The 25,962-nt window shown below is 66.9% G+C and carries 28 protein-coding genes, 1 tRNA gene and 1 pseudogene; 4 read left to right on the top strand and 26 right to left on the bottom strand.

Annotation, left to right across the window (positions count from 1 at the left end; genetic code table 11):
* Nucleotides 1–22 precede the first annotated feature (22 nt).
* The 3 genes from HDC95_RS11600 to HDC95_RS11610 all read right to left on the bottom strand — a co-directional run bounded on the left by HDC95_RS11600 (nt 23) and on the right by HDC95_RS11610 (nt 2,863).
* Entirely contained in the window at nt 23–1,399 is a 1,377-nt protein-coding gene (locus HDC95_RS11600) for an NADP-dependent succinic semialdehyde dehydrogenase (RefSeq protein ID WP_259063658.1), read from the bottom strand.
* Nucleotides 1,400–1,430: 31 nt separating this feature from the next.
* On the bottom strand, nt 1,431–2,483 hold the full coding sequence (locus HDC95_RS11605) for a tartrate dehydrogenase (RefSeq protein ID WP_259063699.1): 1,053 nt from the start codon (nt 2,481–2,483) through the stop codon (nt 1,431–1,433).
* 306 nt (nt 2,484–2,789) lie between these two features.
* Nucleotides 2,790–2,863: transfer RNA gene (locus HDC95_RS11610), tRNA-Pro, on the bottom strand.
* 187 nt (nt 2,864–3,050) lie between these two features.
* Between HDC95_RS11610 and HDC95_RS11615 the strand changes: the two genes are divergently transcribed.
* From HDC95_RS11615 to HDC95_RS11625, 3 genes are read left to right on the top strand one after another with little or no spacing between them, the layout of a single operon-like run.
* Nucleotides 3,051–3,632: a GNAT family N-acetyltransferase gene (locus HDC95_RS11615; RefSeq protein ID WP_259063659.1), complete on the top strand. Its 582-nt coding sequence runs from the start codon at nt 3,051–3,053 to the stop codon at nt 3,630–3,632.
* Between the two features lie 23 nt (nt 3,633–3,655).
* Nucleotides 3,656–4,327, top strand: coding sequence for a lysoplasmalogenase (locus tag HDC95_RS11620; protein WP_259063660.1), 672 nt, complete (start codon nt 3,656–3,658; stop codon nt 4,325–4,327).
* Between the two features lie 17 nt (nt 4,328–4,344).
* Entirely contained in the window at nt 4,345–4,710 is a 366-nt protein-coding gene (locus HDC95_RS11625) for an RNA-binding S4 domain-containing protein (protein ID WP_259063661.1), read from the top strand.
* 23 nt (nt 4,711–4,733) lie between these two features.
* Here the strand turns inward: HDC95_RS11625 and HDC95_RS11630 are convergent.
* Nucleotides 4,734–5,225: pseudogene (locus tag HDC95_RS11630) on the bottom strand (NUDIX domain-containing protein); the annotation flags it as partial.
* Nucleotides 5,226–5,305: 80 nt separating this feature from the next.
* On the opposite strand from HDC95_RS11630, the gene HDC95_RS11635 reads away from it, so the two are divergent.
* The gene (locus tag HDC95_RS11635) at nt 5,306–5,863 is read left to right on the top strand and encodes a nucleoside phosphorylase (RefSeq protein WP_259063662.1); all 558 of its coding nucleotides are present in this window, start codon (nt 5,306–5,308) and stop codon (nt 5,861–5,863) included.
* 10 nt (nt 5,864–5,873) lie between these two features.
* Here the strand turns inward: HDC95_RS11635 and HDC95_RS11640 are convergent, their stop codons facing one another.
* The 22 genes from HDC95_RS11640 to HDC95_RS11745 form a co-directional block, all read right to left on the bottom strand.
* Nucleotides 5,874–6,149 (bottom strand): hypothetical protein, encoded by a 276-nt coding sequence (locus HDC95_RS11640; RefSeq protein ID WP_259063663.1) that lies wholly within the window; start codon nt 6,147–6,149, stop codon nt 5,874–5,876.
* Complete coding sequence (locus HDC95_RS11645) at nt 6,146–6,607, bottom strand: alpha/beta fold hydrolase (RefSeq protein ID WP_259063664.1); 462 nt, start codon at nt 6,605–6,607, stop codon at nt 6,146–6,148. Before HDC95_RS11645 ends, HDC95_RS11640 begins: the two co-directional genes overlap by 4 nt.
* A 194-nt stretch (nt 6,608–6,801) precedes the next feature.
* Entirely contained in the window at nt 6,802–7,875 is a 1,074-nt protein-coding gene (locus HDC95_RS11650; protein ID WP_259063665.1) for a Glu/Leu/Phe/Val dehydrogenase family protein, read from the bottom strand.
* Nucleotides 7,876–7,974: 99 nt separating this feature from the next.
* A complete protein-coding gene (locus HDC95_RS11655; RefSeq protein ID WP_259063666.1) occupies nt 7,975–8,475 on the bottom strand; it encodes an SRPBCC domain-containing protein in 501 nt (166 codons plus the stop codon).
* Complete coding sequence (locus HDC95_RS11660) at nt 8,472–8,846, bottom strand: metalloregulator ArsR/SmtB family transcription factor (RefSeq protein WP_259063667.1); 375 nt, start codon at nt 8,844–8,846, stop codon at nt 8,472–8,474. The genes HDC95_RS11655 and HDC95_RS11660 overlap by 4 nt, the downstream gene beginning before the upstream one ends.
* Before the next feature lie 53 nt (nt 8,847–8,899).
* Complete coding sequence (gene der, locus HDC95_RS11665; RefSeq protein ID WP_259063668.1) at nt 8,900–10,423, bottom strand: ribosome biogenesis GTPase Der; 1,524 nt, start codon at nt 10,421–10,423, stop codon at nt 8,900–8,902.
* Entirely contained in the window at nt 10,413–11,090 is a 678-nt protein-coding gene (cmk, locus tag HDC95_RS11670; protein WP_259063669.1) for a (d)CMP kinase, read from the bottom strand. The genes der and cmk overlap by 11 nt, the downstream gene beginning before the upstream one ends.
* Nucleotides 11,083–12,207 carry a prephenate dehydrogenase gene (locus HDC95_RS11675; protein WP_259063670.1) on the bottom strand — a complete coding sequence of 375 codons (1,125 nt, stop codon included), beginning with the start codon at nt 12,205–12,207 and terminating at the stop codon, nt 11,083–11,085. Before HDC95_RS11675 ends, cmk begins: the two co-directional genes overlap by 8 nt.
* Nucleotides 12,204–13,016 carry a pseudouridine synthase gene (locus HDC95_RS11680; RefSeq protein ID WP_259063671.1) on the bottom strand — a complete coding sequence of 271 codons (813 nt, stop codon included), beginning with the start codon at nt 13,014–13,016 and terminating at the stop codon, nt 12,204–12,206. The genes HDC95_RS11675 and HDC95_RS11680 overlap by 4 nt, the downstream gene beginning before the upstream one ends.
* Nucleotides 13,013–13,603 (bottom strand): SMC-Scp complex subunit ScpB, encoded by a 591-nt coding sequence (scpB, locus tag HDC95_RS11685; protein ID WP_259063672.1) that lies wholly within the window; start codon nt 13,601–13,603, stop codon nt 13,013–13,015. Before scpB ends, HDC95_RS11680 begins: the two co-directional genes overlap by 4 nt.
* On the bottom strand, nt 13,593–14,465 hold the full coding sequence (locus HDC95_RS11690; RefSeq protein WP_371131175.1) for a ScpA family protein: 873 nt from the start codon (nt 14,463–14,465) through the stop codon (nt 13,593–13,595). Before HDC95_RS11690 ends, scpB begins: the two co-directional genes overlap by 11 nt.
* Nucleotides 14,401–15,234, bottom strand: coding sequence for a ParA family protein (locus HDC95_RS11695; protein WP_259063700.1), 834 nt, complete (start codon nt 15,232–15,234; stop codon nt 14,401–14,403). Before HDC95_RS11695 ends, HDC95_RS11690 begins: the two co-directional genes overlap by 65 nt.
* A 161-nt stretch (nt 15,235–15,395) precedes the next feature.
* Nucleotides 15,396–16,823, bottom strand: a complete 1,428-nt coding sequence (locus HDC95_RS11700; RefSeq protein WP_259063674.1) for an alpha-L-fucosidase — start codon at nt 16,821–16,823, stop codon at nt 15,396–15,398.
* A gap of 14 nt (nt 16,824–16,837) precedes the next feature.
* Nucleotides 16,838–17,740 (bottom strand): site-specific tyrosine recombinase XerD, encoded by a 903-nt coding sequence (gene xerD, locus HDC95_RS11705; protein WP_259063675.1) that lies wholly within the window; start codon nt 17,738–17,740, stop codon nt 16,838–16,840.
* A 2-nt stretch (nt 17,741–17,742) separates the two neighbouring features.
* Nucleotides 17,743–18,327 (bottom strand): NUDIX hydrolase, encoded by a 585-nt coding sequence (locus HDC95_RS11710; RefSeq protein WP_259063676.1) that lies wholly within the window; start codon nt 18,325–18,327, stop codon nt 17,743–17,745.
* Nucleotides 18,320–20,017 carry a CTP synthase gene (locus HDC95_RS11715; protein ID WP_259063678.1) on the bottom strand — a complete coding sequence of 566 codons (1,698 nt, stop codon included), beginning with the start codon at nt 20,015–20,017 and terminating at the stop codon, nt 18,320–18,322. The genes HDC95_RS11710 and HDC95_RS11715 overlap by 8 nt, the downstream gene beginning before the upstream one ends.
* Nucleotides 20,018–20,043: 26 nt before the next feature.
* Complete coding sequence (gene recN, locus HDC95_RS11720; protein WP_259063679.1) at nt 20,044–21,726, bottom strand: DNA repair protein RecN; 1,683 nt, start codon at nt 21,724–21,726, stop codon at nt 20,044–20,046.
* Complete coding sequence (locus HDC95_RS11725; protein WP_259063680.1) at nt 21,723–22,646, bottom strand: NAD kinase; 924 nt, start codon at nt 22,644–22,646, stop codon at nt 21,723–21,725. Before HDC95_RS11725 ends, recN begins: the two co-directional genes overlap by 4 nt.
* Entirely contained in the window at nt 22,643–23,440 is a 798-nt protein-coding gene (locus tag HDC95_RS11730) for a TlyA family RNA methyltransferase (RefSeq protein WP_259063681.1), read from the bottom strand. Before HDC95_RS11730 ends, HDC95_RS11725 begins: the two co-directional genes overlap by 4 nt.
* Entirely contained in the window at nt 23,437–23,637 is a 201-nt protein-coding gene (locus HDC95_RS11735) for a hypothetical protein (protein WP_259063682.1), read from the bottom strand. Before HDC95_RS11735 ends, HDC95_RS11730 begins: the two co-directional genes overlap by 4 nt.
* A 57-nt stretch (nt 23,638–23,694) precedes the next feature.
* Nucleotides 23,695–24,726 (bottom strand): HAD-IIA family hydrolase, encoded by a 1,032-nt coding sequence (locus HDC95_RS11740; RefSeq protein ID WP_259063683.1) that lies wholly within the window; start codon nt 24,724–24,726, stop codon nt 23,695–23,697.
* Nucleotides 24,727–25,848, bottom strand: coding sequence for a hypothetical protein (locus tag HDC95_RS11745; protein ID WP_259063684.1), 1,122 nt, complete (start codon nt 25,846–25,848; stop codon nt 24,727–24,729).
* Between the last annotated feature and the right edge of the window lie 114 nt (nt 25,849–25,962).

Below are 25,962 nucleotides of genomic sequence, written 5' to 3' on the forward strand. Positions count from 1 at the left end.
GTGCTCGCTACATCGCGGAGCGTTATCTCCTCCACACCGTCTTGAGATTGCAGAATTCGCGCACGCCGACCGCGGCGAGTTCCCGCCCGTAACCCGAGCTCTTGATGCCTCCGAAAGGCAGCTCGGGAAAAGAGGCGGTCATGCCATTGATGAACACCGCACCGGCATCCAGGGTACTGGTGAAGAATTCATGATCGTCGGGATCGGTCGACCAGACTGACGAGCCCAGACCGAACGTCGTCTGATTGGCGATGTCGGCTGCCTGCTGCCGATCATCTGCGCGGTAGAGAGACGCCACCGGCCCGAACGCCTCCTCCATCACGATTCGCATGTCATCGTTCAAGTCGGCAAGCAGCGTCGGCGGATAGAACCACCCTGAACGATTGGGCACAACGCCTCCGGCGAGCACGGCCGCGCCCTTGGCCTTGGCGTCTTCAACCAGTTCTGAGAGTTCATCACGGCCCGACTCCGTCGCGAGCGGCCCTATCTGGGTGGCAGGATCCATCGGATCCCCCACCGTCAGCGCTGCCAGTCGTTCAGCGAACATCGCGGCGAACCGCTCGTAGACGTCGGCGTGCACGATGAATCGTTTTCCCGCGATGCAGGACTGCCCATTGTTCTGCGTTCGTGTCAGGACCGCGACGTCTACGGCCTCATCAAGGTCCGCGCTCGGCATAACGACGAAGGCGTCTGATCCGCCGAGCTCCAGCACCGTCTTCTTGATCTCACGACCGGCAGTCGCGGCAACCTCCCGGCCGGCGTGTTCCGAGCCGGTGAGAGTCACGGCCTTAACACGGTGATCGCGAATGACATCGGCGACGTCGCGTGAACCGATCAGGAGCGAAGCGAATGATCCGGGTGGGAAGCCCGCACGCAGGAACAAGGTGTCGAGGTAGAGCGCAGACTGCGGAACGTTCGACGCGTGTTTGAGGAGGCCGGCATTTCCCGCCATGAGGGCCGGCGCGGCGAACCGCAGGACTTGCCACATCGGGTAGTTCCACGGCATCACCGCAAGCACAACGCCGAGGGGCTCGTAGCGCGTCCCGGCATAACTCGCGTTGACCGATGACGGATCCTCGACTCGTTCGGGCGCAAGAAACTCCTCGGTGTGCTCCGCATAGAACCGCAGCCCTTTGGCCGATTTGAGGACTTCCGCCTGGGCTTGAGTAAACGGCTTGCCCATCTCGAGGGTGAGGATCCTCGCGACGGCATCACCGTCGGCTTCGAGAAGGTCCGCAGCCGTGCGCATCCAGCGCGAGCGCTCAGCGAAAGTGGTGGTGCGCAGGCTGCGAGTTGCGCTGTCGGCGAGACTGATGCGGCGTTCGATCTCCGCAGCCGTGTGCGGCTCGAAGGTCTTCTCCACGATCCCCGTGGTCGGATTCGTCGTTGCGATCGTCATCGGCGTGCCTTTCGGTAAATGCGAGTCGAGCTCAATGGGCCAGTTGCGCCAGCACGGCGTCGCGGACATCCTGAGTGGAAGACGTGCCGCCGAGGTCGCGAGTGCGGACCCCGTTTGCGATGACGGCTTCGAAGGCAGAGATCAGGTCCGCGGCGGCCGCGTGCTGACCCAGGTGTTCGAGCATCAGGGCGCCTGTCCAGATCTGCCCGATTGGGTTCGCGACTCCCTTGCCGGCGATGTCGGGCGCAGAGCCGTGCACCGGCTCGAAGAGTGAGGGATAGCGGCGCTCCGGGTTGAGATTCGCGCTGGGGGCGACCCCGATCGAACCGGCAACGGCGCCCGCGAGGTCCGACAGAATGTCTCCGAACAGATTGGACGCCACGATCACGTCGAAATGCGACGGATGCGACACCAGCTTCGCCACAAGCGCATCGATGAGGATGCTCTCGACTTCGATGTCATGGCGCAGCGCGGCTTCGGCGACTACTTCATCCCAGAACGGCATCGAATGGATGATCCCGTTGGATTTGGTCGCCGATGTCATCCTGCCGCGGCGATTGCGTGCGTACTCGGCGGCGAAGCTGGCCACTTTCTCGATGCCCTTCCTGGTGAAGACATCGACTTGCATCGCCATGTCCTGTGAGCGCCCCCGATACGCACGACCGCCGATTTCGGAGTACTCGCCCTCGTTGTTCTCGCGCACGATCACGACGTCCAGCTGGTCGCCGCCCGCGACCGGGCTGGTCACCCCGGTAAGGGCTCTGACGGGGCGCAGGTTGACGTACTGCTCGAACTCACGCCGGATCGGAATCAACAGCCCCCACAGCGTTTCGGTGTCGGGAATATCGGGCGCGCCGACCGCGCCCAAAAAGATCGCGTCGTGGTGCGCCATCTTCTCGATCGCATCGGAGGGCATCATGCTCCCGGTCCGGCGATACAGGTCCGAGCCCCATTCGAGCGGAGTCCACCTCACGCTGTGCTCGTGACGGGCGAGCGCGGCATCGACGCATGCCATCGCGGGAGGGACGACCTCTTGTCCGATTCCATCCCCGGGGATCACGGCGATCGACGCGATGGTAGCCATTACTGTACGTCGATCCGTTGAGCGAGGAACATGGGGCTGCTCGTATGGCGCATTTACCCAGTCTTGTCGCTCAATCCATCGATGGCCAATAGCTAGAATCAACGTCGCGATATTCCGCGATTATCACGAATCGGAGCCGGCCTGCGGCATTGATGAAACCGCCGGAACGTGCCACAGGTGCGCAGTTCGTGGGTCGCGCGATGGACATCGGCAGCCACGGTGGGATGTTTCCATAAACCGCTCCGAAGGGGATCACGGAGACGACGAAACCCAGGCGAGAAACATGCTCTCACCTGGGCTTTTCTGTCGGGATGACAGGATTTGAACCTGCGACCCCCTGACCCCCAGTCAGGTGCGCTACCAAGCTGCGCCACATCCCGTTGTTCACCTTTCAGGCTGAACCAGCCGCTACCGCACTTGACCCCCAGTCAAGTGCGCTACCAAGCTGCGCCACAGCCCGTTGTCCTCCGCTCTCGCGCAGGCAACTCCACTATCTTAGCCGCACCCGGGCGCCATCGCGAACCGTCACTCTTGCCCGTGTCGGTGATGCGGCGTAGCCTGCCCGACATGCCGACGATCACGACGACGCTCGCGAGCCCTGACGTCTGGGACGACATCCAATACGCTCTCAGCGGTGGTGGCGACGGCCGCAGCTGCCAATGCGTATGGCCGGTGCTCACGAACAAGGAATGGGAGACCACCGACCTCGACCAGCGCACGAAGCTGTTCCAGCAGGAGGTGGCATCCGATCGCCCGCCCGGCATCGTCGCCTATGTCGACGGCGACGCTGCCGGCTGGGTCCGCGTCGGGCGACGACCGGCGCAACGCCGCCTCGCGCGCACACGCAACATCGTTGCCACGACCCACGAAGCGCTCGATGACGAGAGCGTGTGGGCGGTCAGCTGCTTCGTCGTCCGCAAGGAACACCGCGGCAAGGGTCTCAACGCCGCCCTTCTCGACGCGGCCATCGAGTTCGCACGAAGCTCCGGGGCTCGCGTCATCGAGGGCTATCCGATCGACACGGCCAAGACGAACGTCCGCGTGAACGACCTGTTCCACGGCGCCCTCTCCACGTTCCTCGCCGCCGGATTCGCCGAGATCCCCGGGCCGAAGCCGGAGCGTCCCCTCGTCACCCTCGAAGTCGCCTGACGAAGCCGCTCTACGATGGAGGGATGCAGCGCAGCGTCCCGATGAGAACCCTCCTCCCCTGGGCGTTCCTCCCGTACATCGCGATGTCGCTCGTGCACGTCGCAGCCCTCGCCCTGCAGAGCGACATCGCACCTCCCACCAAGCTCTGGCTGATGCCGCTTCTCGCCGTACCGGTCATCGTGTCGCTCAGACTTCGCCCCGTGCTCGCGATCGGGCTGCTGCTCGCAGCGATCGTCTTCTCATGGCTCGGTGACGGCGCCGGCGCACTCTTCCCCGCCGGCCCCGAGCTGCCCTTGATGCTGCTCTTCTTCGGGCTTGCCCATATCGCATACATCGTGGTGTTCATCCGGGTGCTGAGCGTGCGCCGGATGCCGTGGTGGGCGCTCGTATACGCCGCATGGTGGATCGCCATGATCATCACGCTCGGCCCTCACACCGGTGCGCTCCTCCCAGCCGTCGCCGCGTACGGGGTCGTCCTCGGCGGCACGGCCGCCTTCGCCGCCCGCTGTCATCCGCTCATCGCCACCGGCGGCGTGTTCTTCCTCCTCAGCGACACCGTGCTCGCCTTCCGGCTCTTCCTCGCCGACGTCATGCCGCATTGGACCAGCCCGCTCGTCATGCTCACCTACACGCTCGGGCAGGGCCTCATCGTGGCCGGCGCTCTCGTGGCACTCCGAAAGCGCAGCGCCCGATGACCGCACAGAATCCGATGATGACCAAGCCAGTCCGGGTGGACAGCTGGTTGTGGGCGATCCGCGTCTACAAGACGCGTTCGGCCGCCACGACCGCATGCCGCGCCGGGCATGTGCGCGTGAACGGCGAGAAGGCCAAGGCCGCTCAGACCGTGAAGCCCGGCGATGAACTGCGCGTGCGCATCAGCGGCTTCGATCGCATCCTGGTCGTGCGACAGACGCTCGTGAAGCGCGTGGGAGCACCGGTCGCCGCCCTTGCCTACGACGAGCGCACACCTCCACGCGAACCGCAGGCGATCATGGGCATGCGAGATCGCGGCGCGGGGCGTCCGACGAAACGTGAGCGCCGCGATATCGACAAGCTGCGCGGGCGCGACGATTACTGACGCGCTGCCGAGTACGGTCAGTCGAGCTCGGCGCGAAGGCTCGGCCAGGATGCTGCGAAACCCGGATGCAGCGGACGATCGGCGACCTCGTCCAGCGGTACCCACTCGAGCGCCACGCTCTCCGGGTCGCTGATCACGGGCGTGAACTGCTCGACCACATCGGCGACGACCGTGGTGTACGACCAGATCTTCAGATCCAGCACGCTCGTGAAACGGACTTCGACGGCACCGGGCGGGATTCCCGCTTCTTCGGTCGCCTCGCGCAGCGCCCCGTCGATGGCCGACTCGCCCTCATGCAGTGCGCCACCCGGCAGCCCCCAGGTTCCACCGAAATGGCTCCAGCTCACCCGATGCTGAAGCAGAATGCCGCGCTCGGCATCGACGGCGAGAAGACCAGCGGCGCCGAACCGGCCCCAGTACTTCTCCCCCGTGTCGGCGACGACCCAGGCGTCGCCGGGATCGCGCGGCCCGTCGGGGCGCCGCGGTTCACCGGGTGCAGGAGGAACGATCGTCACCCCTCCAGCCTTTCACAGCATCCGCCGTTGTGCGCCTCCGACCGACGCGAGACGTAACCCGTGTCTGGGACAATGAAGCGGTGAAGCTTCTCGTCGCCGCCCTCGAATCCGAACTCGTCGCCTTCTCCGGACCACTGGACGGCTTCGACCGTCTCGTGACCGGACCCGGCAAGCTCAAAGCCACCTACGGCCTGACCCGCGCGCTCGACGCCGGCACCTATGACGAGATCCTCGTGGTCGGCACCGCCGGCGCCCTCGATCCCGACCTCGATGCCGGCGTGTACGAGATCGACGTCGCCTTTCAGCACGACGTCCGGGACGAAGAAGGCGTGGCCGGCCAGCACGTCTCGATGCCGCCGCGTATGATCCTCGGCAAAGGCACGACCACCATCGCCACGGGCGACAGCTTCATCGACGACGCGGATGCTGTCGTCGGCATCCGCGCACTCGGCGGTCAGCTCGTGGACATGGAGTCATACGCGTACGCCTGGGTCGCGACGCAGTTCGGCGTGCCGATCCGCATCTGGAAGGCGGTGTCCGACCGCGCCCAGGATGACGCGAACAACACCTGGAACGAAGCCGTCACCGGGTGCAGCCACCAATTGCGCGATCGCGTCCGCGACGAGTTCGGCGTCTAGCTGAGCCCGCTCACAGAGCGGCGGCCAGTACGGCCGCAAGGCCTTCCCGCAGGTCCCTGACGAAATACTCGGGTACTTCCAGCGACGGGAAATGTCCCCCGGAATCCGGAAGATTCCAGCGAACGATCTGTCGATACCGCTCCTGCGCCCAGGCCCGAGGAGTGCGCGACTCGATGTCACCGGGATACATGGCGATGGCCGACGGGACGTCCACTCGAAGATCGGGATCGAGCGAGTGAGGACTCTCGTAATAGATGCGCGCGGCCGACGCACCGGTTCGCGTCAACCAGCGAACTTGTCCAGAAGCCAGGAGAGAAGCCCGACCGGTGAGTCGACGAGCGAATAGCCGATGGTCTGAGGCCTGGTCGCCTGCTGCTTCGCGTACGCACGGTGATGCTGCCAGAAATCGCGCGTCTCCTCGGTCCATTCGCGTTCGACCGCCGTCAGAGCATCCGTCGTCATCCCCGGCGGCGCCAGCGCGAACGTCGTGTGGATACCGAGAACGTGCTCCGGGAAGCTGCCGCCAAGAACCGTGGTGACGTTGCCTCCCCAGTCTCCGCAGTGGGCGACGAACCTGCTGTAGCCCAGCCTTCCCATCAGCTCCACCCGTGCGGCCGCTATCTTCTCGACGCCCCACCCGGTCTTGGTCGGCTTGTCGCTGTACCCGAACCCCGGCAGTGACGGGACCACGACGTGAAACGCGGGTGCGCCGGCGTCTTCAGGATCTGCCAACTCATCGATCACATCGACGAACTCGACGATGCTGCCCGGCCAGCCGTGCGTCAGGATCAGCGGAGTGGCATCCGCGCGCGCAGGTCATCCAGATCTGCAGCGGACGCGCGGGCTTCGAATGAGTGAACTTCGTCGGTCGAGTGTGGCATATGACCTCCTTCGGAAATCGTGTCATATGCCTACGACACTCAGAGCGACGAGCCCATTTAGTGCAGCACTGGCGTCTCCGCACCGGCACGCAGGCGCTCAGCGGCGAGCTCTTCCGCAGCAGCCAGCGGTGTGATCCCGCGCGCCTCGGAGTCGGCGAGGATCCGGCGCACCGTGTCGCCGATGTGCGTCACGCGATCCATGATCTCTGTGCGGGAACCCCGCTTCTTGGCCTCGTGATCGAGGTAGATCACGCCGCCGGCGTTCACGACGAAGTCGGGCGCGTACAGGATGCCGCGCGCGGCTAGGCGGTCGGCGCCGCTGTGCGAGGCGAGCGGGTTGTTCGCGGGCCCGCAGACCGCCGCCGTGTCGAGCGCATCGATGACCTCATCCGTGAGCAGCCCTCCGATACCGGCCGGCACGAAGACGTCCGAGGCGACGAGGTGCTCCTCACCGGGCTCCACCCATGTGGCGCCGAGTTCCCCGGCGAGGTGACGGCGCTCGGGGTTGACATCGGTGACTGTCAGCAGCGCACCTTCCGCGGAGAGCCGCACGGCGAGACGTCCGCCGACCTGGCCGAGCCCCGAGATCGTGATCCGCCGGCCTGCGACATCTGCTGAGCCGGTCGTGCGCTCCAGCACAGCACGCAGCGATTCATAGACGCCGAGGCTCGTGGGTCCGGCCGGCTCGCCCGATCCGCCGGATGCATCCGGAAGACCGACGACGTGTGTCGTCCGCTCGGCGACGACCGCCATGTCATCCATGGTCGATCCGACGTCCTCCGCCGTCCGGTACAGCCCGTCAAAGGACTCCACGGCATCGCCGAGATCGAGGAACGCGGCACGGCGCCGCTCGGCGTCGAGCACAGTGCCCGTCTCCATCCGGATGACGGCCTTGCCGCCACCGGCATCGAGCCCAGCGGTCGCGTTCTTCAACGTCATCGCGGCAGAGAGCCGCAGGGCATCGCCGAGAGCGTCGCTCCAATGCGGGTACGTCCACAGTCTCGCACCGCCGAGCGCTGAGCCGAGCACAGACGAGTGCAGAGCCACGGCGATGAACAGGCCGCTGCGTCGGCCTGTGATCACCTCCACGCGTTCGTGGGTGAAATCGGGCAGGGGCAGGGTGTGCGTCATCGCATCCTCTTTCGGCGGGCCTTGTGGGCGCGGCTGTGGGTGCCGCGTGATTACGGCATCCACCTCCATTGCACCACCAACTGCGCCCCCGGGCAACAGTCAGACGGTCGGCTGCACCAGCGCGGCGTACTCGCGGCTCATGGGAGCGTGGATCGTCTCGAAATCCTCCAGCGTCGGCATCCGATCGGCGTGAACCGCGGCGACGAGTCTGTCGAGGTACCACTCCCAGCCGGGACCGGTCTGCTCGAGCGTCTCAGCGTCGACATCCTCCTGCGTCAGCACCAGTGTGGTCGTCCCGTCGACCGCGGTGAGCTCGGCCGTCAGACTCCAGGTGCCGTACTCGTCGGTCACGCGGACGGACAGCGCCTTCGGCGGTTCGCATCGCCGGATCTCGTACGGTACCGCCGGCATCGGCTCGGCTTCGGCGTTCATCGCCACCGAGACCGTTCCGGTGGATGGGTCTCCGGTCCACGTGCCGAACCAGCGGCTCAAACGGTCGGATTCCGCGATACTCGCCCACACGTCGTCGATCGTGGTCTTGAACTGCCGCGTCAGCACCAGAGTGTGCTGAGTGCCGTCGAATCGTCCTGTCAGGGTCATGCGATGTCCTCCTTCGAATGGGCGCTGTTCGATGTGGACTCACTGCGTCTGCGATCTCGTGCGGCTCGGTGAACCTCGGTGTCGAGGGCGTCGAGATGATGGGCCGTGATGGGGGCTCGGTCGATCGTCAGCGCGCGCAGCAGCTCGTCCACCGCAGCCAACGGTTCGACAGCGATCGCGTAGTGCCGTTCTCGTCCGCTGACCTCGGCACGGACCAGACCGGCATCGCTCAGGATACGCAGGTGCTTGCTGATCGCCGGGCGCGAGATCGATTGATCAGCCGCGAGGTCGACCACGCGCGCGGGGCCACGGACGAGTCGCCGCAGCAGCTCGCGCCTGACCGGGTCAGCGATCGCTCCGAATACATCCACGACAGAACGGTAACCGATTGGTTACCGTTCTGTCTACCCTGTGCGCTCGGCGATCAGCGCTGGCGCTTCTCCCGCACGCGCATGTTGATCACGATCGGAGTGCCGTCGAACTCGTACAGCTCGCGCAGGCGGCGCTGGATGAAGCGGCGGTAGCCCGGGTCCAGGAAGCCCGTCGTGAACAGCACGAACGTCGGCGGGCGCGTCGACGCCTGCGTGCCGAACAGGATGCGCGGCTGCTTTCCGCCACGCAGCGGGTGCGGGTGCTCGGCGACGAGCTCGGAGATGAAGGCGTTGAACTTGCCCGTCGGGATGCGGCGATCCCAGTTCTCCAGCGCCGTCTCGAGCGCGGGCACCAGCTTGTCGAAGTGACGACCGGTCTTCGCCGAGATGTTCACCCGCGGAGCCCAAGCGACGTGAGCGAGGTCCTGCTCGATCTCGCGCTCCAGGTAGCGGCGGCGATCCGCGTTCTCCAGGTCGATATCGTTCAGGCGATCCCACTTGTTGAACGCCAGCACGAGGGCCCGGCCGGATTCCAGCACGAGGTCGATGATGCGCACGTCCTGCTCACTGATCGTCTCCGAGACGTCGAGGACGACGACGGCGACCTCGGCGCGCTCCAGCGCTGCTGACGTGCGCAGCGATGCATAGAAGTCCGCGCCCTGCGACAGGTGCACACGACGGCGGATGCCGGCGGTGTCGACCAGGCGCCACAGCTTGCCGCCGAGTTCGACGACCGTGTCGACCGGGTCACGGGTGGTGCCGGCCAGCTCGTTGACGACCACGCGCTCTTCGCCGGCAGCCTTGTTCAGCAGCGACGACTTGCCGACGTTCGGGCGTCCGAGGATCGCGACCCGACGCGGACCGCCGATCTCGTACTTCGCCACCGACGAGATGGACGGCAGCTTCTCGAGCACGGCATCCAGCAGATCGGCCACTCCGCGGCCGTGCACGGCCGAGGTCGGGTACGGCTGGCCGAGACCGAGGCTCCACAGGGAAGCGATCTCCGGCTCCTGACGGGCATCGTCGATCTTGTTGGCGACGAGAAAAACCGTCTTGCCACTCTTGCGCAGCAGCTTCACGACGTGCTCGTCGGTGGAGGTGGGCCCCACCATCGCGTCGACGACGAACAGCACGACGTCCGAAAGGTCGATCGCGACTTCGGCCTGGGCAGCGACCGCGCGGTCGATGCCCTTCGCGTCCGGCTCCCACCCGCCGGTGTCGACCAACGAGAAGCGCCGGTCGTTCCATTCGCCCTTGTACGTCACGCGGTCGCGGGTGACGCCGGGGGTGTCCTCGACGACGGCCTCACGGCGCCCGAGGATGCGGTTCACGAGGGCGGACTTGCCCACGTTCGGGCGTCCGACGATCGCGACGACAGGAAGCGCAGGCAGGAACTCGATCCCACCCTCCCCCTGCGTGATGCCGGCCAGCAGCGCGGCGTCATCCTCATCCAGGTCGTAGTCGGCGAGACCGGCGCGCAGAGCCTCAGCACGCTGTTCGGCGAGTTGCTCGTCGAGCTCGTCCATCTTCTCGGCGAGGCGGTCGGGACCGCCTTCGTATTCTTCTTCAGCGGCCATGTTCCGCTCCTTGCTTTCGTTCGATCACCGCGAGTACGGCGTCGATGGTCTGTGGGAAATCGAGGTGCGTCGAATCGACGACCTCCACGCCTTCTGCGGCGTTGAGGAAGTCGACGACAGCGCTGTCCGAGGCGTCACGCTTGTGCAGCGCTTCGGCCACGACAGCGGCGTTCTCGCCGGCGAGTTCGCCGGCGCGTCTGGCCGCCCGCACCTCAGGGGCGGCGGTGAGAAGTATGCGCACCGGCGCGTCAGGCGCGACCACTGTCGTGATGTCGCGTCCTTCCACTATGACGGCCGGGTAAGAGGCCGCCGCCACCAGCGAGCGGAAGTATATGTTGACCTGCTCGCGCACGGCGGGCACACGGGCGACGCCGCTGACCGCTTCGGACACCCGCGGCTCGCGGATCGCGGCAGTGATGTCGCTGTCACCGATCGCGACGGTGCGGTCGTCGGGGTCCAGACCGAGACGAAGATCGAAATCGGATGCCGCGGCGACGACCGCATCGGCGTCATCCGTTTCGGCGCCGCGGTCGAGGACGTGCCAGGCGAGCGCACGGTAGGCAGCGCCGGTGTCGAGGTATCCGTAGCGGCGCGAACGGGCGACGGCCTTCGAGACGCTCGACTTGCCCGAACCGGCCGGCCCGTCGATCGCGATGAATTCACTCATTGGTCGCTCCTGCAATGCGCCATCCGCGCTCCTGCAGCCCGTCGATCGCACCGCGCAGCGCGGCCGGGGCCACGCTGATCTCTGCGAGGCCGAACTGCGCGCCTGGCGAATGCTCCAGGCGCAGATCTTCCACGTTCACTCCGAGCTCGCCGAGCTCCCCGAACAGGCGGCCGAGCTGGCCGGCCCTGTCGTCGACCATGACGACGAGCTGCTCGAACTTCCGGTTCTGCCCGTGCTTGCCCGGCAGCCGCTCCACGCCGTCGTTGCCCTGGCGGATCGACTCGGCGACAATTCGCCTCGCACCCGGCTCATCGGGCGCGCGCAGCGCATCCGACACCTCTCTGAGGTCGGCAGCGAGTGCATCGAGGATCTCCACGACCGGCTGCGCGTTGGCCCCGAGGATCTGCACCCACAGCTCAGGGGCGGATGCCGCGATGCGCGTCGTATCGCGCACACCCTGTCCGGCGAGGCGCAGCGCGCCCTCGTCTGCCGTCGCGAATCGTCCGGCCAGCAGGCTCGCCACGACCTGTGGCACGTGCGAGGTGAGTGCGACCGAGCTGTCGTGCTCCTCGGGGGTCATCTCCAGCGGCATCGCCCCGACATCGAGGGCCAGCGACTCGACGAGGGCGAGGTCGGCAGCACGCGTCTCCTGATCACGGCAGACGACCCATGGGCGTCCGATGAACAGATCGGCTCGTGCCGAGATCGCTCCTCCGCGCTCGCGTCCGGCGAGCGGGTGCGAGCCGATGTAACGGGTGGTGTCGACGCCGCGCTCCTTCAGCGCACGGAAGGGCTCGAGTTTGACGCTCGCGACGTCGGTCACGACCCCCTGCGGGAATCGGTCGAGCTCTGCTTGGATGACGTCGGCTGTGACGTCCGGCGGCACGGACACGACGATGAGCGCCGGAGCGTCGTCTTCGCGCTCGACGCGTCCTGCGCCGTAGTCGATCGCGAGACGCAGCTGAGCAGGCGAAGTGTCCGACAGCACGACGTCGATGCCCTTGGCGCGCAGTGCGAGCCCGATGCTCGCGCCGAGCAGACCGGCGCCGACGATGCGGACCGTCCCCGAGAGCCGCGGCGCGATGCCGCTGCCATTGGTTCTGGCCGTGTCGCTCACTCGGTCTCCTGGACGTCTCCCGGCGTGGCGTCCGCAGGGGAATCATGGCGCGCGAGAGTCAACAGCGCACCACGTTCGATTTTACTCAGTTCTCGCGTCTTCCCCGCAGGGAGCGTTCCCAGGTGGAGCGGGCCGAACTGGCGGCGGACGAGTTCAGTGACCGGGTGGCCGACGGCGGCCATCATCCGGCGCACGATCCGATTGCGTCCGGAGTGCAGGGTGAGCTCTACCAAGCTCGATTCCGAACCGACCTTCGAAGTGTCGAGCAGTCGCGCTTTGTCCGCCTTGATCGGACCGTCCTCCAGGTCGAACCCCTTCGTCAGCTTCGCGATCGTCTGAGCCGTCACGATGCCCTCGACCTTCGCGATGTAGACCTTGGTGACGCCGAACGACGGATGCGCGAGAACATGCGCGAGCTCGCCGTCGTTGGTGAGGATGAGCAGGCCACTGGTCTCGGCATCCAGTCGACCGACGTTGTAGAGCCGCTCCTCGTAGTCCTCCGTGAAACGGCGGAGGTCCGGCCGTCCGTTCTCATCCTTCATGGTGCTGACAACGCCGGTGGGCTTGTTCAGCATGACGTAGCGCTTGGAGACGTCGAGCTGGATCGCGGTCCCGTCGACGTCGACCAGGTCGGTCTCGGGGTCGATGCGCCGGCCGAGCTCTTCCACGACCACGCCGTTGACGCGGATACGTCCTTCGACGATGTACTGCTCCACCACCCGCCGGGATGCGACGCCCGCAGCGGCGAGCACCTTCTGCAGTCGCACGCCCTCCGGCGCGGTTGGCGAGTCGGTCGGGTTGTCAGTCATCGTATGGTTCCTTCTTCGAATCCGTCTGCCCCATCGTCGAGCAATGGAGAGATCGGGGGCAGCTCGTCGAGCGAGTTGATGCCGAGGTTCTGCAGCAGCGCGTCTGTGGTGCCGTAGTTGATGGCGCCGGTCTCTGAATCGGCGAACAGTTCGGTGATGAGTCCTCGCGCGAGCAGTGTGCGCACGACGGAGTCGACGTTCACCGCGCGGATCGACGCCACCTGACTACGGGTGACCGGCTGTTTGTACGCGATCACCGCGAGCGTCTCGAGGGCCGCCTGTGAAAGGCGAGCCGGGGCTTGACCGCCGACGAACTCGGCGACCAGCGCGTCGTGATCGTCTCGCACGTACAGCCGCCAGCCACCGCCGACCTCACGCAGCTCGAATCCGCGGCGAGGGCCATGGCCGTTGCCGTCGTAGTCCTCGACGAGCGTTTCGATGGCCTGCCGTACGGCGGGTACCGGGGCGGCGACCGCCGCCGCGAGAGCGACGAGGCCGAGCGGCTCATCGATGATCAGCAGGATCGCCTCGAGCTTCTCGGTCAGTGGCGTCTCGGTCACGGTGTCGACAGGCGTCTCATCGGTCATAATCGGCCCCCAGGCTCGCAAGTGTCTCGTCCGACCAGGAGTCGGCGGCCCAGCGCAGCGTCAGCTCGCCGAGCGGTTCCAGTTGTTCGAAGGACAGCGCCGCGTGCCGGTACAGCTCGAGCACGGAGATGAATCGCGCGACCACGATGCCCGGCTCCGTGGAGCCGGCGATCAGCTCGCGGAACGTCAGGGATTCGGCGCTGCGCAGCAGCGTCACCACGATCGCCGCCTGCTCCCGGATGCTGACCAGTGGAGCGTGGAGGTGATCGAGCCCGACGCTGGGGATCTCCTTGGGCGCGAAAGCGAGCAGCGCGATGGCCGCGAAGTCGTCCGCGCTGAGTGTCCACACCAGCTCCGGCGTCCGAGCGCGGTGCTTCTCATCCAGACGCACGGCCCGCACATGGCGGCGATCCTCACGTTGCAGACAGCGCGCGAACCAGGTGGAGACCTCCTTGAACGCGCGGTACTGCAGCAGACGGGCGAACAGCAGGTCACGCGCTTCGAGCAGAGCGACGGCCTCGGCATCGACGAGCTCGCCCTGCGGCAGGAGCCCGGCGACCTTCATGTCGAGCAGCGTCGCTGCGACGACGAGGAACTCGGATGCCTGGTCGAGCTCCTTATCGTCGCCGTCGATCTCTTTCAGGTATGCGATGAACTCGTTCGTCACCGCGCTGAGCGACACCTCGGTGATGTCCATCTCGTGCTTCGAGATGAGATTGAGGAGGAGGTCGAATGGGCCGTCGAAGTTCGTCAGCGAGACGCGGAACCCAGAATCGGACTCAACAGGCTCAATCGGTTCAAGCGACGGCGCCACGGGCGACCAGCTCCCGCGCCAGTCGCAGGTACGCCTGTGCGGCGGCATGCTCCGGCGCGAATTCGGTGATGGGCACCCCTGACACCGATGCGTCGGGGAACTTCACGGTGCGACCGATCACGGTCTCCAGCACGTCGTCGCCGAATGCCTCGACGACGCGCTCCAGCACCTCACGCGAATGCAGTGTGCGCGCGTCGTACATCGTGGCGAGGAGCCCGTCGAGCTTGATGTCGGGGTTGAGGCGATCGCGCACCTTCTCGATCGTCTCGATGAGCAGTGCCACACCACGCAGGGCGAAGAACTCGCACTCCAGCGGGATGAGCACGCCGTGGCTCGCAGTCAGTGCGTTCACCGTGAGCAGACCGAGGGAAGGCTGGCAGTCGATCAGGATGACGTCGTACTCCGCCGCCACCTGTCGCAGCACGCGCGCCAGGATCGTCTCACGGGCGACCTCGTTGACCAGGTGCACCTCGGCGGCCGACAGGTCGATGTTCGCGGGAAGGACGTCGAGCCCTTCCACGCCGCTGGGCACGATGACATCGTGCACGTCGCGCTTCGTGTCGAGAAGTAGGTCATAGATCGTGGGAACGTCATGAGTCTGGATGCCGAGACCTGCGGAGAGCGCACCCTGCGGGTCGAAATCGACGGCGAGCACCTTGCGGCCGTACTCGGCGAACGCCGCGGCAAGGTTGATCGACGTGGTCGTCTTGCCGACCCCGCCCTTCTGGTTGCACAGTGCGATGATGCGAGCAGGGCCGTGCGAGTCGAGCGGAACGGGTGTGGCAAAGCCGTGGTACGGACGCCCAGTGGGTCCCATCGGGGTGTCGCCGACGTTCGACGTCTTGCCCTTGGACTTCGCCACTTTCTGAGCCACCGATTCTCCTGCTTCCCTCGTGCTTGCTCGATTCTAGCGATCATGCGCCGATCCACGGTGTTTCACACCCGGCGATCCCGCACACGCGCGCGCCGTCTGCCGCGTCAGGACGCTGTGAGGTCGGAGGGACGGAGTGCGGCGAGTCCACTCAACGTGACCGGTCCACGAGCGGCATCGATCTGAACGATGAGTTCCGTGATGGGCTGCGCCGGCACGTCCACGATGCGTCGATAGCCGACCGATCGAAGCTGTGCCAGCTTCCGCGGCACGCCCGAGGCCGTCAGCCCGATGATCAGGACCTCGTCGATCTGCTGACCGCGGGTGATGTCCTCAGCGACCATGATGCCGTCGATCGTGACCGGTTCGTCCCAGCGGATCCGGATGGACGGGGCCGGGTCGTTCTCGGACGGTGTCCATACCCGGAAGCCGGGAGCGATGTCACCGCTGGATGCCTGCCAGTCTCCGTTCTTCGCGACGTCACGACGGGCCAGATCTCGTATGAGGGATCCGCGGGTGGAGAGCACCTGGAGATCGGGCTCGGTGACGAGTCCCCGCCGATCGGGCGGGATGTTCAGCAGGAGCGTGCTGTTGCCGCCCACCGAGCGGCGGTAGATCTCGAAAAGCTCCTCCGGCGTGCGGACGCGGTGATCCTCTGACGGGTGGTGGAACCACCCGGGACGGATCGACGTGTTGATCTCCGCGGGATACCAGATCAGCTCGTCCGACACGGCGGTGATCGCATCGCGGCTGCCCAGGTCGTCCTCGTCCGAGCGGACGAGTCGGGAGAACTCCCCGTCGTCGGCCTGTTGAGAGCGTGAGGCGACGCGCTCGGCATCCTGCAGCGACGCCGGCACGACGCTCCACTCGTCCAGGCGAGTGCGGCCGGCCTCGTTTCCGCACCAGCGGACGTCAGGACCGCACACGCTGATCACCGCATCCGGCTGCAGCCCGCGCACCACCTCGTAATAGCGCTCCCAGTCGTAGTACTGCGTCCTTCCGTCGGCGCCCGCGCCGTTGGCTCCGTCGAGCCATACCGAGAAGATCGGACCGTAGGCGGTCAGCAGCTCCGTCAGCTGAGCGACGAAGAAGTCGTCATACGCCGCGCCGGAGCCGTAGGTCGTCTCGGTGCGGTCCCACGGCGACAGGTACACGCCGAATGCAAGCCCTGCCGCCGCGCATGCCTCGGCCGTCTCCCGCACGAGGTCGCCGCTTCCCCCGCGCCACGGACTGGCGGCGACTGTGTGCGCCGAGTGCGCACTGGGCCACAGCGCGAAGCCGTCGTGGTGCTTGCAGGTCAGGATGAGCCCGCGCATCCCGGCGGACTCGGCCGCAGCGACCCATTGAGCGGGATCCACCTCCTCAGGGTCGAACAGAGCAGGGTCCTCGTGGCCCGATCCCCATTCCCGGTCTGTCATCGTGTTCATTCCGAAGTGGATGAAGCCGTAGAACTCACACTGCTGCCAGGCGAGCTGGCGAGCGCTGGGACGCACCGCAGCGGCCTCTGCGATGCGCGCCGCCGCATTCCTGCTCACTGATCTGCCTTCCGTCACCGCGCGCGCGGATGCGAGGTCGCGTAGATGTCGCGAAGCGTGTCGACCGACACATGGGTGTAGATCTGCGTCGTCGCGACGGATGCATGCCCCAGCAGCTCCTGCACCACGCGTACGTCGGCGCCGCCCTGCAGCAGATGCGTGGCGAAGGAGTGCCGCAGCGTGTGCGGTGAGACCTCGGACGTGATGTGCGAGGCCTCGGCCGCGGCGCGGATCACCAGCCAGGCGCTCTGGCGTGACAGCGGCGCACCGCGCGCTCCGAGGAATAGCCGCGCGGACGCCCTGCCCTTCGCCGCGAGGGCGGGCCTCACGCGAGTGAGATAGGCATCGACGGCATTCCGCGCGAAGGACCCGATCGGCACGATGCGCTCTTTGGACCCTTTTCCGCGCAGGCGCAGCACGTCGCCATGTGCGAGGTCGTCGACATCCAGGCCCACTGCTTCGGACACACGCGCGCCCGTCGCGTAGAGCAGCTCCAGCAGTGCACGATCGCGGATGCCGATGGGCTCCTCCGCCGATGGCGCTGCCAGCAGCCGCTCGACCTGATCGATCGTGAGCGCCTTGGGCAGCCGCTGCGACATCTTGGGCGGCCGCAGTCTGCCTGTCGGGTCCTCCGACTCGATTCCCTCGCGTATGAGGAAGCGGTGCAGACCGCGCACGGATGACTGCAGGCGGGCGAGACTCGTCGCCGCCGGCGGCGGCACCTGGCTCGAACGGTCGGAGATGAATCGGCTGATGATCGCGCCGGTCACCGCCGTCGTGTCATCGATTCGCGCCTCGGTCAGCCAGTCGAGGTAGACGTCGAGATCGCGGCGATACGCCCCGACGGTGTGCTCGGAGAGCCCGCGCTCGATCGTGACGTGCCTGAGGTAGGCGTCGATCGCACGATCCAGGCGCACGATCAGTCCCGCATTCTCCGCTCGGCCGCGAGAACGCCGAGGGACAGGATGCCGTTGCGCAGTCGCCCGTCGAGCACGGCGTCGACAGCATCCGAGAGCGGAATCCATTCCACTCGGATATCGGCCTCTTCATCCTCGCGGGCATATGCGGCCGGTGCGGCCTCGATGCCTGTGGCCAGGTAGATGCGGATCATCTCACTGTTGCCGCCAGGCGTCGTCCAGGTCGACACCAGCATCTGCCAATCGCGGGCGACGAGGTCGGCCTCTTCCGCGAGCTCGCGCTGCGCGGCGACCAGAGGGTCTTCTCCCTCGATGTCGAGAAGGCCGGCGGGAAGTTCCCAATCACGGTGTCTGATCGGATGCCGGTACTGCTGGATCAGGAGCACCCGGCCGTCATCATCCAGGGCGAGCACCGCGACCGCTCCGGTGTGATCCACGTACTCGCGGACGATCTCCCCGCCGCCGTACGCGATGCGGTCGGAACGCACGTCCCACACCCAGCCCTTGTAGACGACGTCGCTGCTCACGACCTCCGGCTCGAACGGCTCGTCTCGCAGCAGCGACGCCGTGACCGACGTCTCAGTCATCGGCGGAGACGTCGAACAGCTCACTGGAACGGTGACGCTCGATCGCCGCTCCGATCAGGCCGCGGAACAGCGGGTGCGGTGCCGTCGGACGCGAGCGCAGCTCGGGGTGCGCCTGCGTGGCGATGTAGTACGGGTGAACGTCGCGGGGAAGCTCGACGTACTCCACGAGGTCGAGGGCGGGATTCAGGCCCGAGAACACGAGCCCCGCATCGGACAGGCGGTCGCGGTACGTGTTGTTGACCTCGTAGCGGTGGCGGTGACGCTCGGATGCCTGTGCGGTGCCGTACAGCTCGCGCGCGAGCGTGCCTTCGCCGAGTTCTGCCTCGTAGAGGCCCAGACGCATGGTGCCGCCGAGGTCGCCGCCGTCGAGGATCTCGACCTGCTCGGCCATCGTCGCGATGACGGGCTCCGAGGTCTCGGGGTCGAACTCGCTCGAGGAGGCACCGGCGATGCCTGCGACGTTGCGGCCGTACTCGATGACCATGCACTGCAGTCCGAGGCAGAGGCCGAGCGTCGGGATGCCCTGCTCGCGGGCGAACTTCAACGCGCCGAGCTTGCCCTCGATGCCGCGGATGCCGAATCCACCTGGCACGCAGATGCCGTCGACGTCCGACAGCGCCTTGGCTGCGCCCTCCGGCGTCTCGCAGGAGTCGGACGGGATCCAGCGGATGCTGACATGCGCCTCGTGAGCGAAGCCACCGGCCCGAAGTGCCTCTGTGACGGAGAGATACGCGTCCGGAAGGTCGATGTACTTGCCGACCAGGCCGATCGTGACCTCGTGCTTCGGGTTGTGCACGGCCTGCAGCACCTTCTGCCAGCGCGACCAGTCGACCTCGGATGCGGCCTTGGTGTCGAGCCCGAGCCGGCGCACGATGTACGAGTCGAGCCCCTGGTCGTTCAGAGTCGACGGGATGTCGTAGATGCTCGGCAGGTCGACGGTGTTGATCACGCCTTCGGCATCCACATCGCACATCAGCGCGATCTTGTTGCGGTTGCTGTCGCTGACCGGACGATCGCTGCGCAGCACCAGCGCGTCCGGCTGGATGCCGACCTGGCGGAGTGCTGCGACGGAGTGCTGCGTCGGCTTGGTCTTCTGCTCGCCGGAGGCACCCATGAACGGCACGAGCGAGACATGCACGAAGAACACGCTGTCGCGTCCGAGCTCGTGGCGCAGCTGACGCGCCGCCTCGAGGAACGGCTGCGACTCGATGTCGCCGACCGTGCCGCCGACCTCGGTGATGATGACGTCCGGCTTCGGAGTCTCGCCCGCCTGCAGGCGCATGCGGCGCTTGATCTCGTCGGTGATGTGCGGGATGACCTGCACGGTGTCGCCGAGGTACTCGCCACGGCGCTCACGCGCGATCACCTGCGAGTAGATCTGGCCCGTCGTGACGTTGGCGGCCTGCGACAGGTTGATGTCGAGGAACCGCTCGTAGTGCCCGATGTCGAGGTCGGTCTCCGCACCGTCGTCGGTGACGAACACCTCACCGTGCTGGAACGGGTTCATCGTGCCCGGATCGACGTTCAGATACGGGTCGAGCTTCTGCATCACGACGCGCAGTCCGCGTGCGGTGAGCAGGTTGCCCAGGCTGGCGGCCGTCAGGCCCTTACCCAAAGACGAAACGACACCACCGGTCACAAAGATGTGCTTGGTCGTGTCGTTCTTGGGCCCCGCGTCAGAAGAGTTCATCACGGGCTTCGATCCTAACAGTTCGCTCAGACCGCAAGGCTGAGAAGTTCTCGGGCATGGGTGATGGCGGCATCCGAATCGGTCAGTCCCGACAGCAGCCGCGCCATCTCCGCTTCCCGGTCCTCCCCCTCCAGACGACGCACACTGGACGCGGTGACCGCGCCATCGTTGGCCTTCACGACGGAAAGATGGTTGGAGGCGAAGGCTGCGACCTGCGCCAGGTGAGTCACCGCGATGACTTGCGATGTCTCTGCAAGCCGGGCGAGTCGCCGCCCCACTTCGATGGCAGCGGCGCCGCCGATGCCGGCATCCACTTCGTCGAAGACGAACGTCGGAACCGGGTCTGTGCCGGCGATCACGACCTCGATCGCGAGCATCACACGCGAGAGCTCTCCGCCCGAGGCACTCTTCGCGACGGATCGCGGTTCAGCCCCAGGGTGCGGTGCCAGCAGGATCGCGACGTCATCGCGTCCGTGGGTGCTCTCGGCGCCCTCACGGACCGCGACCTCGAGACGGGCGTCCGGCATGGCCAGCGCGTGCAGTTCCTCCGTCACAGCGGCGCCGAGGCGTGCTGCAGCCTCCGTCCGCGCTGACGTCAGTGCTGCCCCCGCGTCGTCGAGCGCTGCCCGTGCGGAGTCTCGCTCTGCCTGCAGCCGCTCCAGACGATCGTCGTCGTCATCGAGCTCCGCGAGTCTTGCAGAACCCGTCTGCCACAGCTCGAGGGTCTCATCCAACGAGCCGTGCGAACGGATCAGCGTGGTGAGGGCCGCGCGTCGCTCCTCGACTGCGGCGAGCTCGTGCGGCCCTGTCTCATCGAGGTCGGCGAGATATGCGGAGAGTTGGCCGGCGAGATCAGCGATGCGGTATCCGACGTCGGCGATTCCCTCGGATATCTCGGAGAGCGCCGGGTCGGTCGCGCGCTCGAGGTTGCGTCGTGCTTCGGCGATGAGAGCGGATGCGTCGGCTTCGCCTTCTTCGCTGGAGAGAGCGTTGTGCGCGAGGGATGCCGCGAGTCGAAGCTCCTCGGCGTTGGAGAGTCGCTCGGCGCGCTCAGCGAGCGCGACGTCCTCCCCCGGTTCGGGTGCGGTCGCCTCGATCAGCGCGAGCGCCTCGCGCAGTCGCTGCGCCTCGTCGGCGCGGAGGTCACGGTTCTCGACTATCTCGGTGATCTCGGCGTCCAGCTCGCGCCAGCGCGTGAATGCTGCCGAATAGATCTCCACGGCATCGGTGATCGGCGCACCGCCGAAGCGGTCCAGCGCGTCGCGCTGGGCCACCGTCGAACGAAGACGCAGCTGCTCGGACTGCCCGTGAACCACGACGAGCTCATCCGCGAGGGACGAGAGCACTCCCGCAGGCGCTGCCCGTCCGCCGACGCTGGCGCGGCTGCGTCCTTCTGCGCTCAGGGTGCGCGACACGTACAGTTCGCCACGGCCGTCATCGAGCGGCTCGAGATCGCCGCCGGCATCCGAGACGATGTCTGCCACCGCGCCGGACTCCGGCACGATCCACACGCCGGCGACGGAGGCCTGCGCAGCGCCCGCTCGCACGGCGCCGGAGTCGGCGCGCTGTCCGAGCAGCAGGCCGAGCCCCGTGACGACCATGGTCTTTCCAGCACCGGTCTCACCGGTGATCGCGGTGAACCCTGGACCGAGCGGCAGCACGGCGTCCGCGATGACGCCGAGTCCCTGCATCCGCATCTCCTCGATCACGCCGGCGCTCCCCCGTCCTGTCCGCGCCACCCGGCAACGGGCAGCTGGAACTTGCGCACCAGGCGCTCCGTGAAGGCGGTCGGGTGCAGGCGTGCGAGACGCACAGGGCGCGATGAGCGACGAGCGACCACGCGCGCACCAGGCGGAAGGTCGTGCGAGCGTCGTCCGTCACACCAGAGGATGCCGGTTCCGGTGGTTCGTTCGAGCATCTCGATCGCGACCGACGCGTCAGGGCTGACGACGAGCGGCCGGGCGAAGAGTGCGTGTGCCGAGAGCGGGATGACGGCGATCGCCTCGACGCTGGGCCAGATCACCGGGCCTCCGGCCGAGAAGTTGTAGGCGGTGGAACCGGTCGGCGTGGAGATGACCATACCGTCGCAGCCGTAGCTCGACAGCGGACGACCGTCGATCTCTACGACGACCTCGATCATGCGCTCCCGGCTCGCCTTCTCGACAGTCGCCTCGTTCAGCGCCCATGTCTCGAAGACGACCTGACCGGCGGCGTCTTTGACCCGAACTGCCAGGGCCAGACGCTCCTCGACCGCGTAGTCGCGAGCGATCACGCGGTGAACTGCGTCGTCCATGGCGTCGCGTTCGATCTCGGCGAGAAAGCCCACGTGCCCCATGTTGATCCCGAGCACGGGCGCGCTGTTCGCACCACGAACGAGTTCTGCGGCGCGAAGGATGGTGCCGTCACCGCCGAGCACGATCGCGAGTTCCAGATCGTCGACGGCGACGTCTTCGCCCAGTGCGTCGACGTCGCTGAAGTCTCCGTCGACGGCAGACAGCTCAGCGCGGTCGTCTGAAGCGAGCACCGGACGCGCCCCTGCTGTGCGGAGCAGGTCGATGACGCGACGGGCTGCTGCGACCGTGTCCTCTCGACCGGCATGAGCGACGACCAGGATGTTGCGCTCGTTCATCGTCCTCCCGCCAGTTCGTCGATCCGCTGTCTCCATTGTGTCGGATTGCTCCCTCTGCCGGGCGCCATGTGGACGAGGAATTCAGCGTTCCCGTGCGTGCCGAGGATCGGGGACGCTGCGATGCCGAGCATGCCGAAACCGGAATCCCACCCGTTCCAGACCACTCGGGCGACGGCATCCGCTCGCGTGGCGGGGTCGGTGACCAATCCCCCGCGCACGGCCGTGCGTCCGACCTCGAACTGCGGCTTGACGAGCAGGACGATATCGGAGCCGGATGCCGCGACAGCGGCGACTGCGGGCATGACCAGTTCGAGCGAGATGAACGAGAGGTCACCGACGATCAGATCCGGCGCATCCGCCTCACCGGTCGTGTCGGCAAGGTTCTCTCGGGTCATGTACCGCACGTTGAAGCCTTCGACGCAGATGACTCTCGGGTCGGCTGCGATGGATGCTGCGAGCTGATCGTGTCCGACGTCGACGGCGAGCACCTTGCGTGCCGCGCGTTCGCGGAGCACCTGCGTGAAGCCGCCCGTGGAGGCGCCCATGTCGAGTGCGAGACGTCCGTCGACGGCGACCTGGAAGGTGTCGAGCGCTGCGATGAGCTTGTGCGCGCCTCTGCTCACGTAGTGATCGGTTTCGGCGAGAGTGATCTCGGCCTCGTCGCTCACCGCGGCAGAGGCCTTGATGACGGGGCGGCCGTCGACGCTCACGGTGCCCGCAGCGATGAGTGTGGCTGCGTGCGAGCGCGATCGTGCGAGTCCTCGGGCAGCGAGGGCGGCGTCGAGGCGCGTCACGGGTCTCCCGACTGGGTCTTCTCAGCGCTCTTCTCACGGGCGGCGGAGTCGAGCTTCGTGCCACTCTCGAGACGTCGGAAGAGCTCGTCGTGCAGAGTCGAGTACGCATCGGCGCGGTCGGCCAGCGGCTGCCCTTCAATCAGGCGCAGCCGACTCCACAGGCCATCAGTCGGCGTCGCAGTCGTCTCATCGCTCACGACTCCACTCTACGGCGCGGCCCCGACGGGAAAGGTGAGGCACGGCGATGGAGAGGATCAAGGACGATGGAACGGGTCCTCATAGAGCTTCTCGGGGACGCGGAGCACGAATATCGGTGTGCCGGATTCCCAGATGGCGGTCGCTCCGGCGCGGACGAGGTCGATCTGCCGTGAGCCCTCAGCGAGGATCTCGACGTCACCGCCGACGACTCGCACGGATGCGCCGTTCACGGTGACGGCGCCGTTCTTGCGCTCCGTCTGCGGATACGGCTCATGCAGCTCGCGGAGGTCACCGAGGATGTAGGTGGGCCGTGACCCCTCAGGAGCTGCGAGCACGTGCTTGGGACGGTCGATTCCGGTGAGCACCAGAACGGAGTCGATGCCGACGCGCACGGCACCCATGATGTCGGTATCGAGGCGGTCGCCGATGAACAGCGTCTTGGTGGCGCCGAAGCGTGCGATGGCTTCTTCGAAGATCGGCACCTCTGGCTTGCCGGCGACCGTGGCAAGACGCCCCACGGCGGTGTGCACCGCTGAGACGAGCGTGCCGTTGCCCGGCGCGATGCCCCGCTCGCGCGGGATCGTCCAGTCGCTGTTGGTGGCGATCCAGGGGATGCCGCCCTCTTCCTCCGGCACCTTCAGCGCGAAGGCTGCCTCTGCGAGGTCGGTCCAGGCGACCTCCGGAGCAAAGCCCTGCACGACGGCATCCGGTGCGTCCTCGGCGCTGCGTGTGACGGTGTAGCCCGCCTTCTCCGCCTCGACGACGAGCCCATCCCCACCCACGATGAGCAGGGTGGCGGGAGCAGGGACCATGGACGCAAGCAGGCGCATCGCCGCCTGTGGGCTGGTGACCACCTCGCCGGCCTCGACGGTCAGTCCGAGCGAATTGAGGTGCTCCGCCACGGATGCGTCGGTGCGGGATGCGTTGTTGGTGATGTAGCCCACACGCCGGGTCTTGGCGACCTGGTTGAGGCTCTCCACCGCATGCGGCAGGGCGCCGGGGCCGGCGTACACGACGCCGTCGAGGTCAGCGAGGACGACGTCGACGCCATCGAGCGGAGTCGGGCGCGATCTGGAGAAGAGTCCCACTCAGGACTCCTCGCCTTCGATCAGGCCGTCTTCCACGAAGATCTCGTCTTCATCGTCGTCCCCCAGTCCCAGTGCGTCGGCAGCGACATCGGCGCGTTCGGCCCAGAAGGCCGCTTCCTCGTCGCGACCGAGGTCTTCGAGCACAGCCGCGTGCGCGGCGAACAGAGCTGGACTCCACTCGAAGGCACGATCGGGGTCGAGCTCCGGAATCTGCAGCTCGCCGAGAGCGAGCTCGGTGTCGCCGAGGTCGAGTCGTGCACCGGACATGGCGATCGCAAGAGCCACGCGCACTGGCGTCGCGAGCTTCGAGCGATCAATGGCGCGCCCAGTCTCGAGTGCGCGGTCAGGACGTCCGATGCCACGCTCGCTGTCGACCATGAGGGCGATCTGGTCGTCCTTGCCGGAGATGCGGCGGTAGGTGCGCAGCTCGCGCAGCGCGAGCGCGAAGTCACCGGTCGCGTACGCGGTGATGCCGAGCGACTCGCGCACGATCGCGATGCGGCCTGCGCGACGGGATGCCGCGAGGGCATGCTGGTGGGCCAGAGCGGGATCTTCGTCGATCAGCTTCGCAGCCATCGCGAGGTGCCGAGCGACCTGCTCAGCGTTCTCCTTGCTCAGCGTCTTCAGCTCGTTGCGCGCCGACGAGTGCAGGTCGTCGGGCGTGATCTCTTCGGGGATCTCGGGGGCGTCGTGCCGCGGACGATCGTCGGACTGACGGTCGGGACGGTCACGCCCTGTACCGGCGCGCTGCGGGAAACCGCGCCCACCGGAACTGCGGTCGTCTCGGCGCGGCGCGCCATCTCGGCCCTGGTAGCCGCCTTCGCGACGCGGAGCTGCACCGTCACGGCGCGGAGCACCAGCGCCACCGCGGCGCGGAGCGCCATCGCGGCGCGGAGCACCGGCACCATCACGGCGAGGCGTTGCCCCATCACGTTTCTGGTACGCGCCCTCACGACGAGGCGCGCCGGAGTCGTCTCGACGTGGTGCGCTGTCACGGCGCGGAGCGCCGGCATCGCCGGTGGAAGCCGAGCGATCAGTGCGCGGAGGACGGCCCTGACGATCGTTTCGTCGGGCACTGGAGTCGTCGTCGCGTCGCGGTCGACGTTCATCCTCATTGGGCATGATCTGATTCTCTCAACTTCCTGGTGAACGCAAAATGGCCACCCTGCGTTGGGTGGCCATTTTGTTTCTTCTGAAAGAAGTTCGGCGGTGTCCTACTCTCCCACAGGGTCCCCC

This window comes from Microbacterium sp. AK031 (genome assembly GCF_024807145.1).
In the GTDB taxonomy this organism is placed as follows: Bacteria; Actinomycetota; Actinomycetes; order Actinomycetales; family Microbacteriaceae; genus Microbacterium.

Bases quoted from the DNA above. Each gene is read 5' to 3' on its own strand.
- HDC95_RS11600 (WP_259063658.1), bottom strand. From the start codon at position 1,399: ATGACGATCGCAACGACGAATCCGACCACGGGGATCGTGGAGAAGACC.
- HDC95_RS11605 (WP_259063699.1), bottom strand. From the start codon at position 2,483: ATGGCTACCATCGCGTCGATCGCCGTGATCCCCGGGGATGGAATCGGA.
- HDC95_RS11615 (WP_259063659.1), top strand. From the start codon at position 3,051: ATGCCGACGATCACGACGACGCTCGCGAGCCCTGACGTCTGGGACGAC.
- HDC95_RS11620 (WP_259063660.1), top strand. From the start codon at position 3,656: ATGCAGCGCAGCGTCCCGATGAGAACCCTCCTCCCCTGGGCGTTCCTC.
- HDC95_RS11625 (WP_259063661.1), top strand. From the start codon at position 4,345: ATGACCAAGCCAGTCCGGGTGGACAGCTGGTTGTGGGCGATCCGCGTC.
- HDC95_RS11650 (WP_259063665.1), bottom strand. From the start codon at position 7,875: ATGACGCACACCCTGCCCCTGCCCGATTTCACCCACGAACGCGTGGAG.
- HDC95_RS11655 (WP_259063666.1), bottom strand. From the start codon at position 8,475: ATGACCCTGACAGGACGATTCGACGGCACTCAGCACACTCTGGTGCTG.
- der (WP_259063668.1), bottom strand. From the start codon at position 10,423: ATGGCCGCTGAAGAAGAATACGAAGGCGGTCCCGACCGCCTCGCCGAG.
- cmk (WP_259063669.1), bottom strand. From the start codon at position 11,090: ATGAGTGAATTCATCGCGATCGACGGGCCGGCCGGTTCGGGCAAGTCG.
- HDC95_RS11680 (WP_259063671.1), bottom strand. From the start codon at position 13,016: ATGACTGACAACCCGACCGACTCGCCAACCGCGCCGGAGGGCGTGCGA.
- scpB (WP_259063672.1), bottom strand. From the start codon at position 13,603: ATGACCGATGAGACGCCTGTCGACACCGTGACCGAGACGCCACTGACC.
- HDC95_RS11690 (WP_371131175.1), bottom strand. From the start codon at position 14,465: ATGCCGCCGCACAGGCGTACCTGCGACTGGCGCGGGAGCTGGTCGCCC.
- HDC95_RS11695 (WP_259063700.1), bottom strand. From the start codon at position 15,234: ATGGGACCCACTGGGCGTCCGTACCACGGCTTTGCCACACCCGTTCCG.
- HDC95_RS11710 (WP_259063676.1), bottom strand. From the start codon at position 18,327: ATGACTGAGACGTCGGTCACGGCGTCGCTGCTGCGAGACGAGCCGTTC.
- HDC95_RS11715 (WP_259063678.1), bottom strand. From the start codon at position 20,017: ATGAACTCTTCTGACGCGGGGCCCAAGAACGACACGACCAAGCACATC.
- HDC95_RS11725 (WP_259063680.1), bottom strand. From the start codon at position 22,646: ATGAACGAGCGCAACATCCTGGTCGTCGCTCATGCCGGTCGAGAGGAC.
- HDC95_RS11745 (WP_259063684.1), bottom strand. From the start codon at position 25,848: ATGCCCAATGAGGATGAACGTCGACCGCGACGCGACGACGACTCCAGT.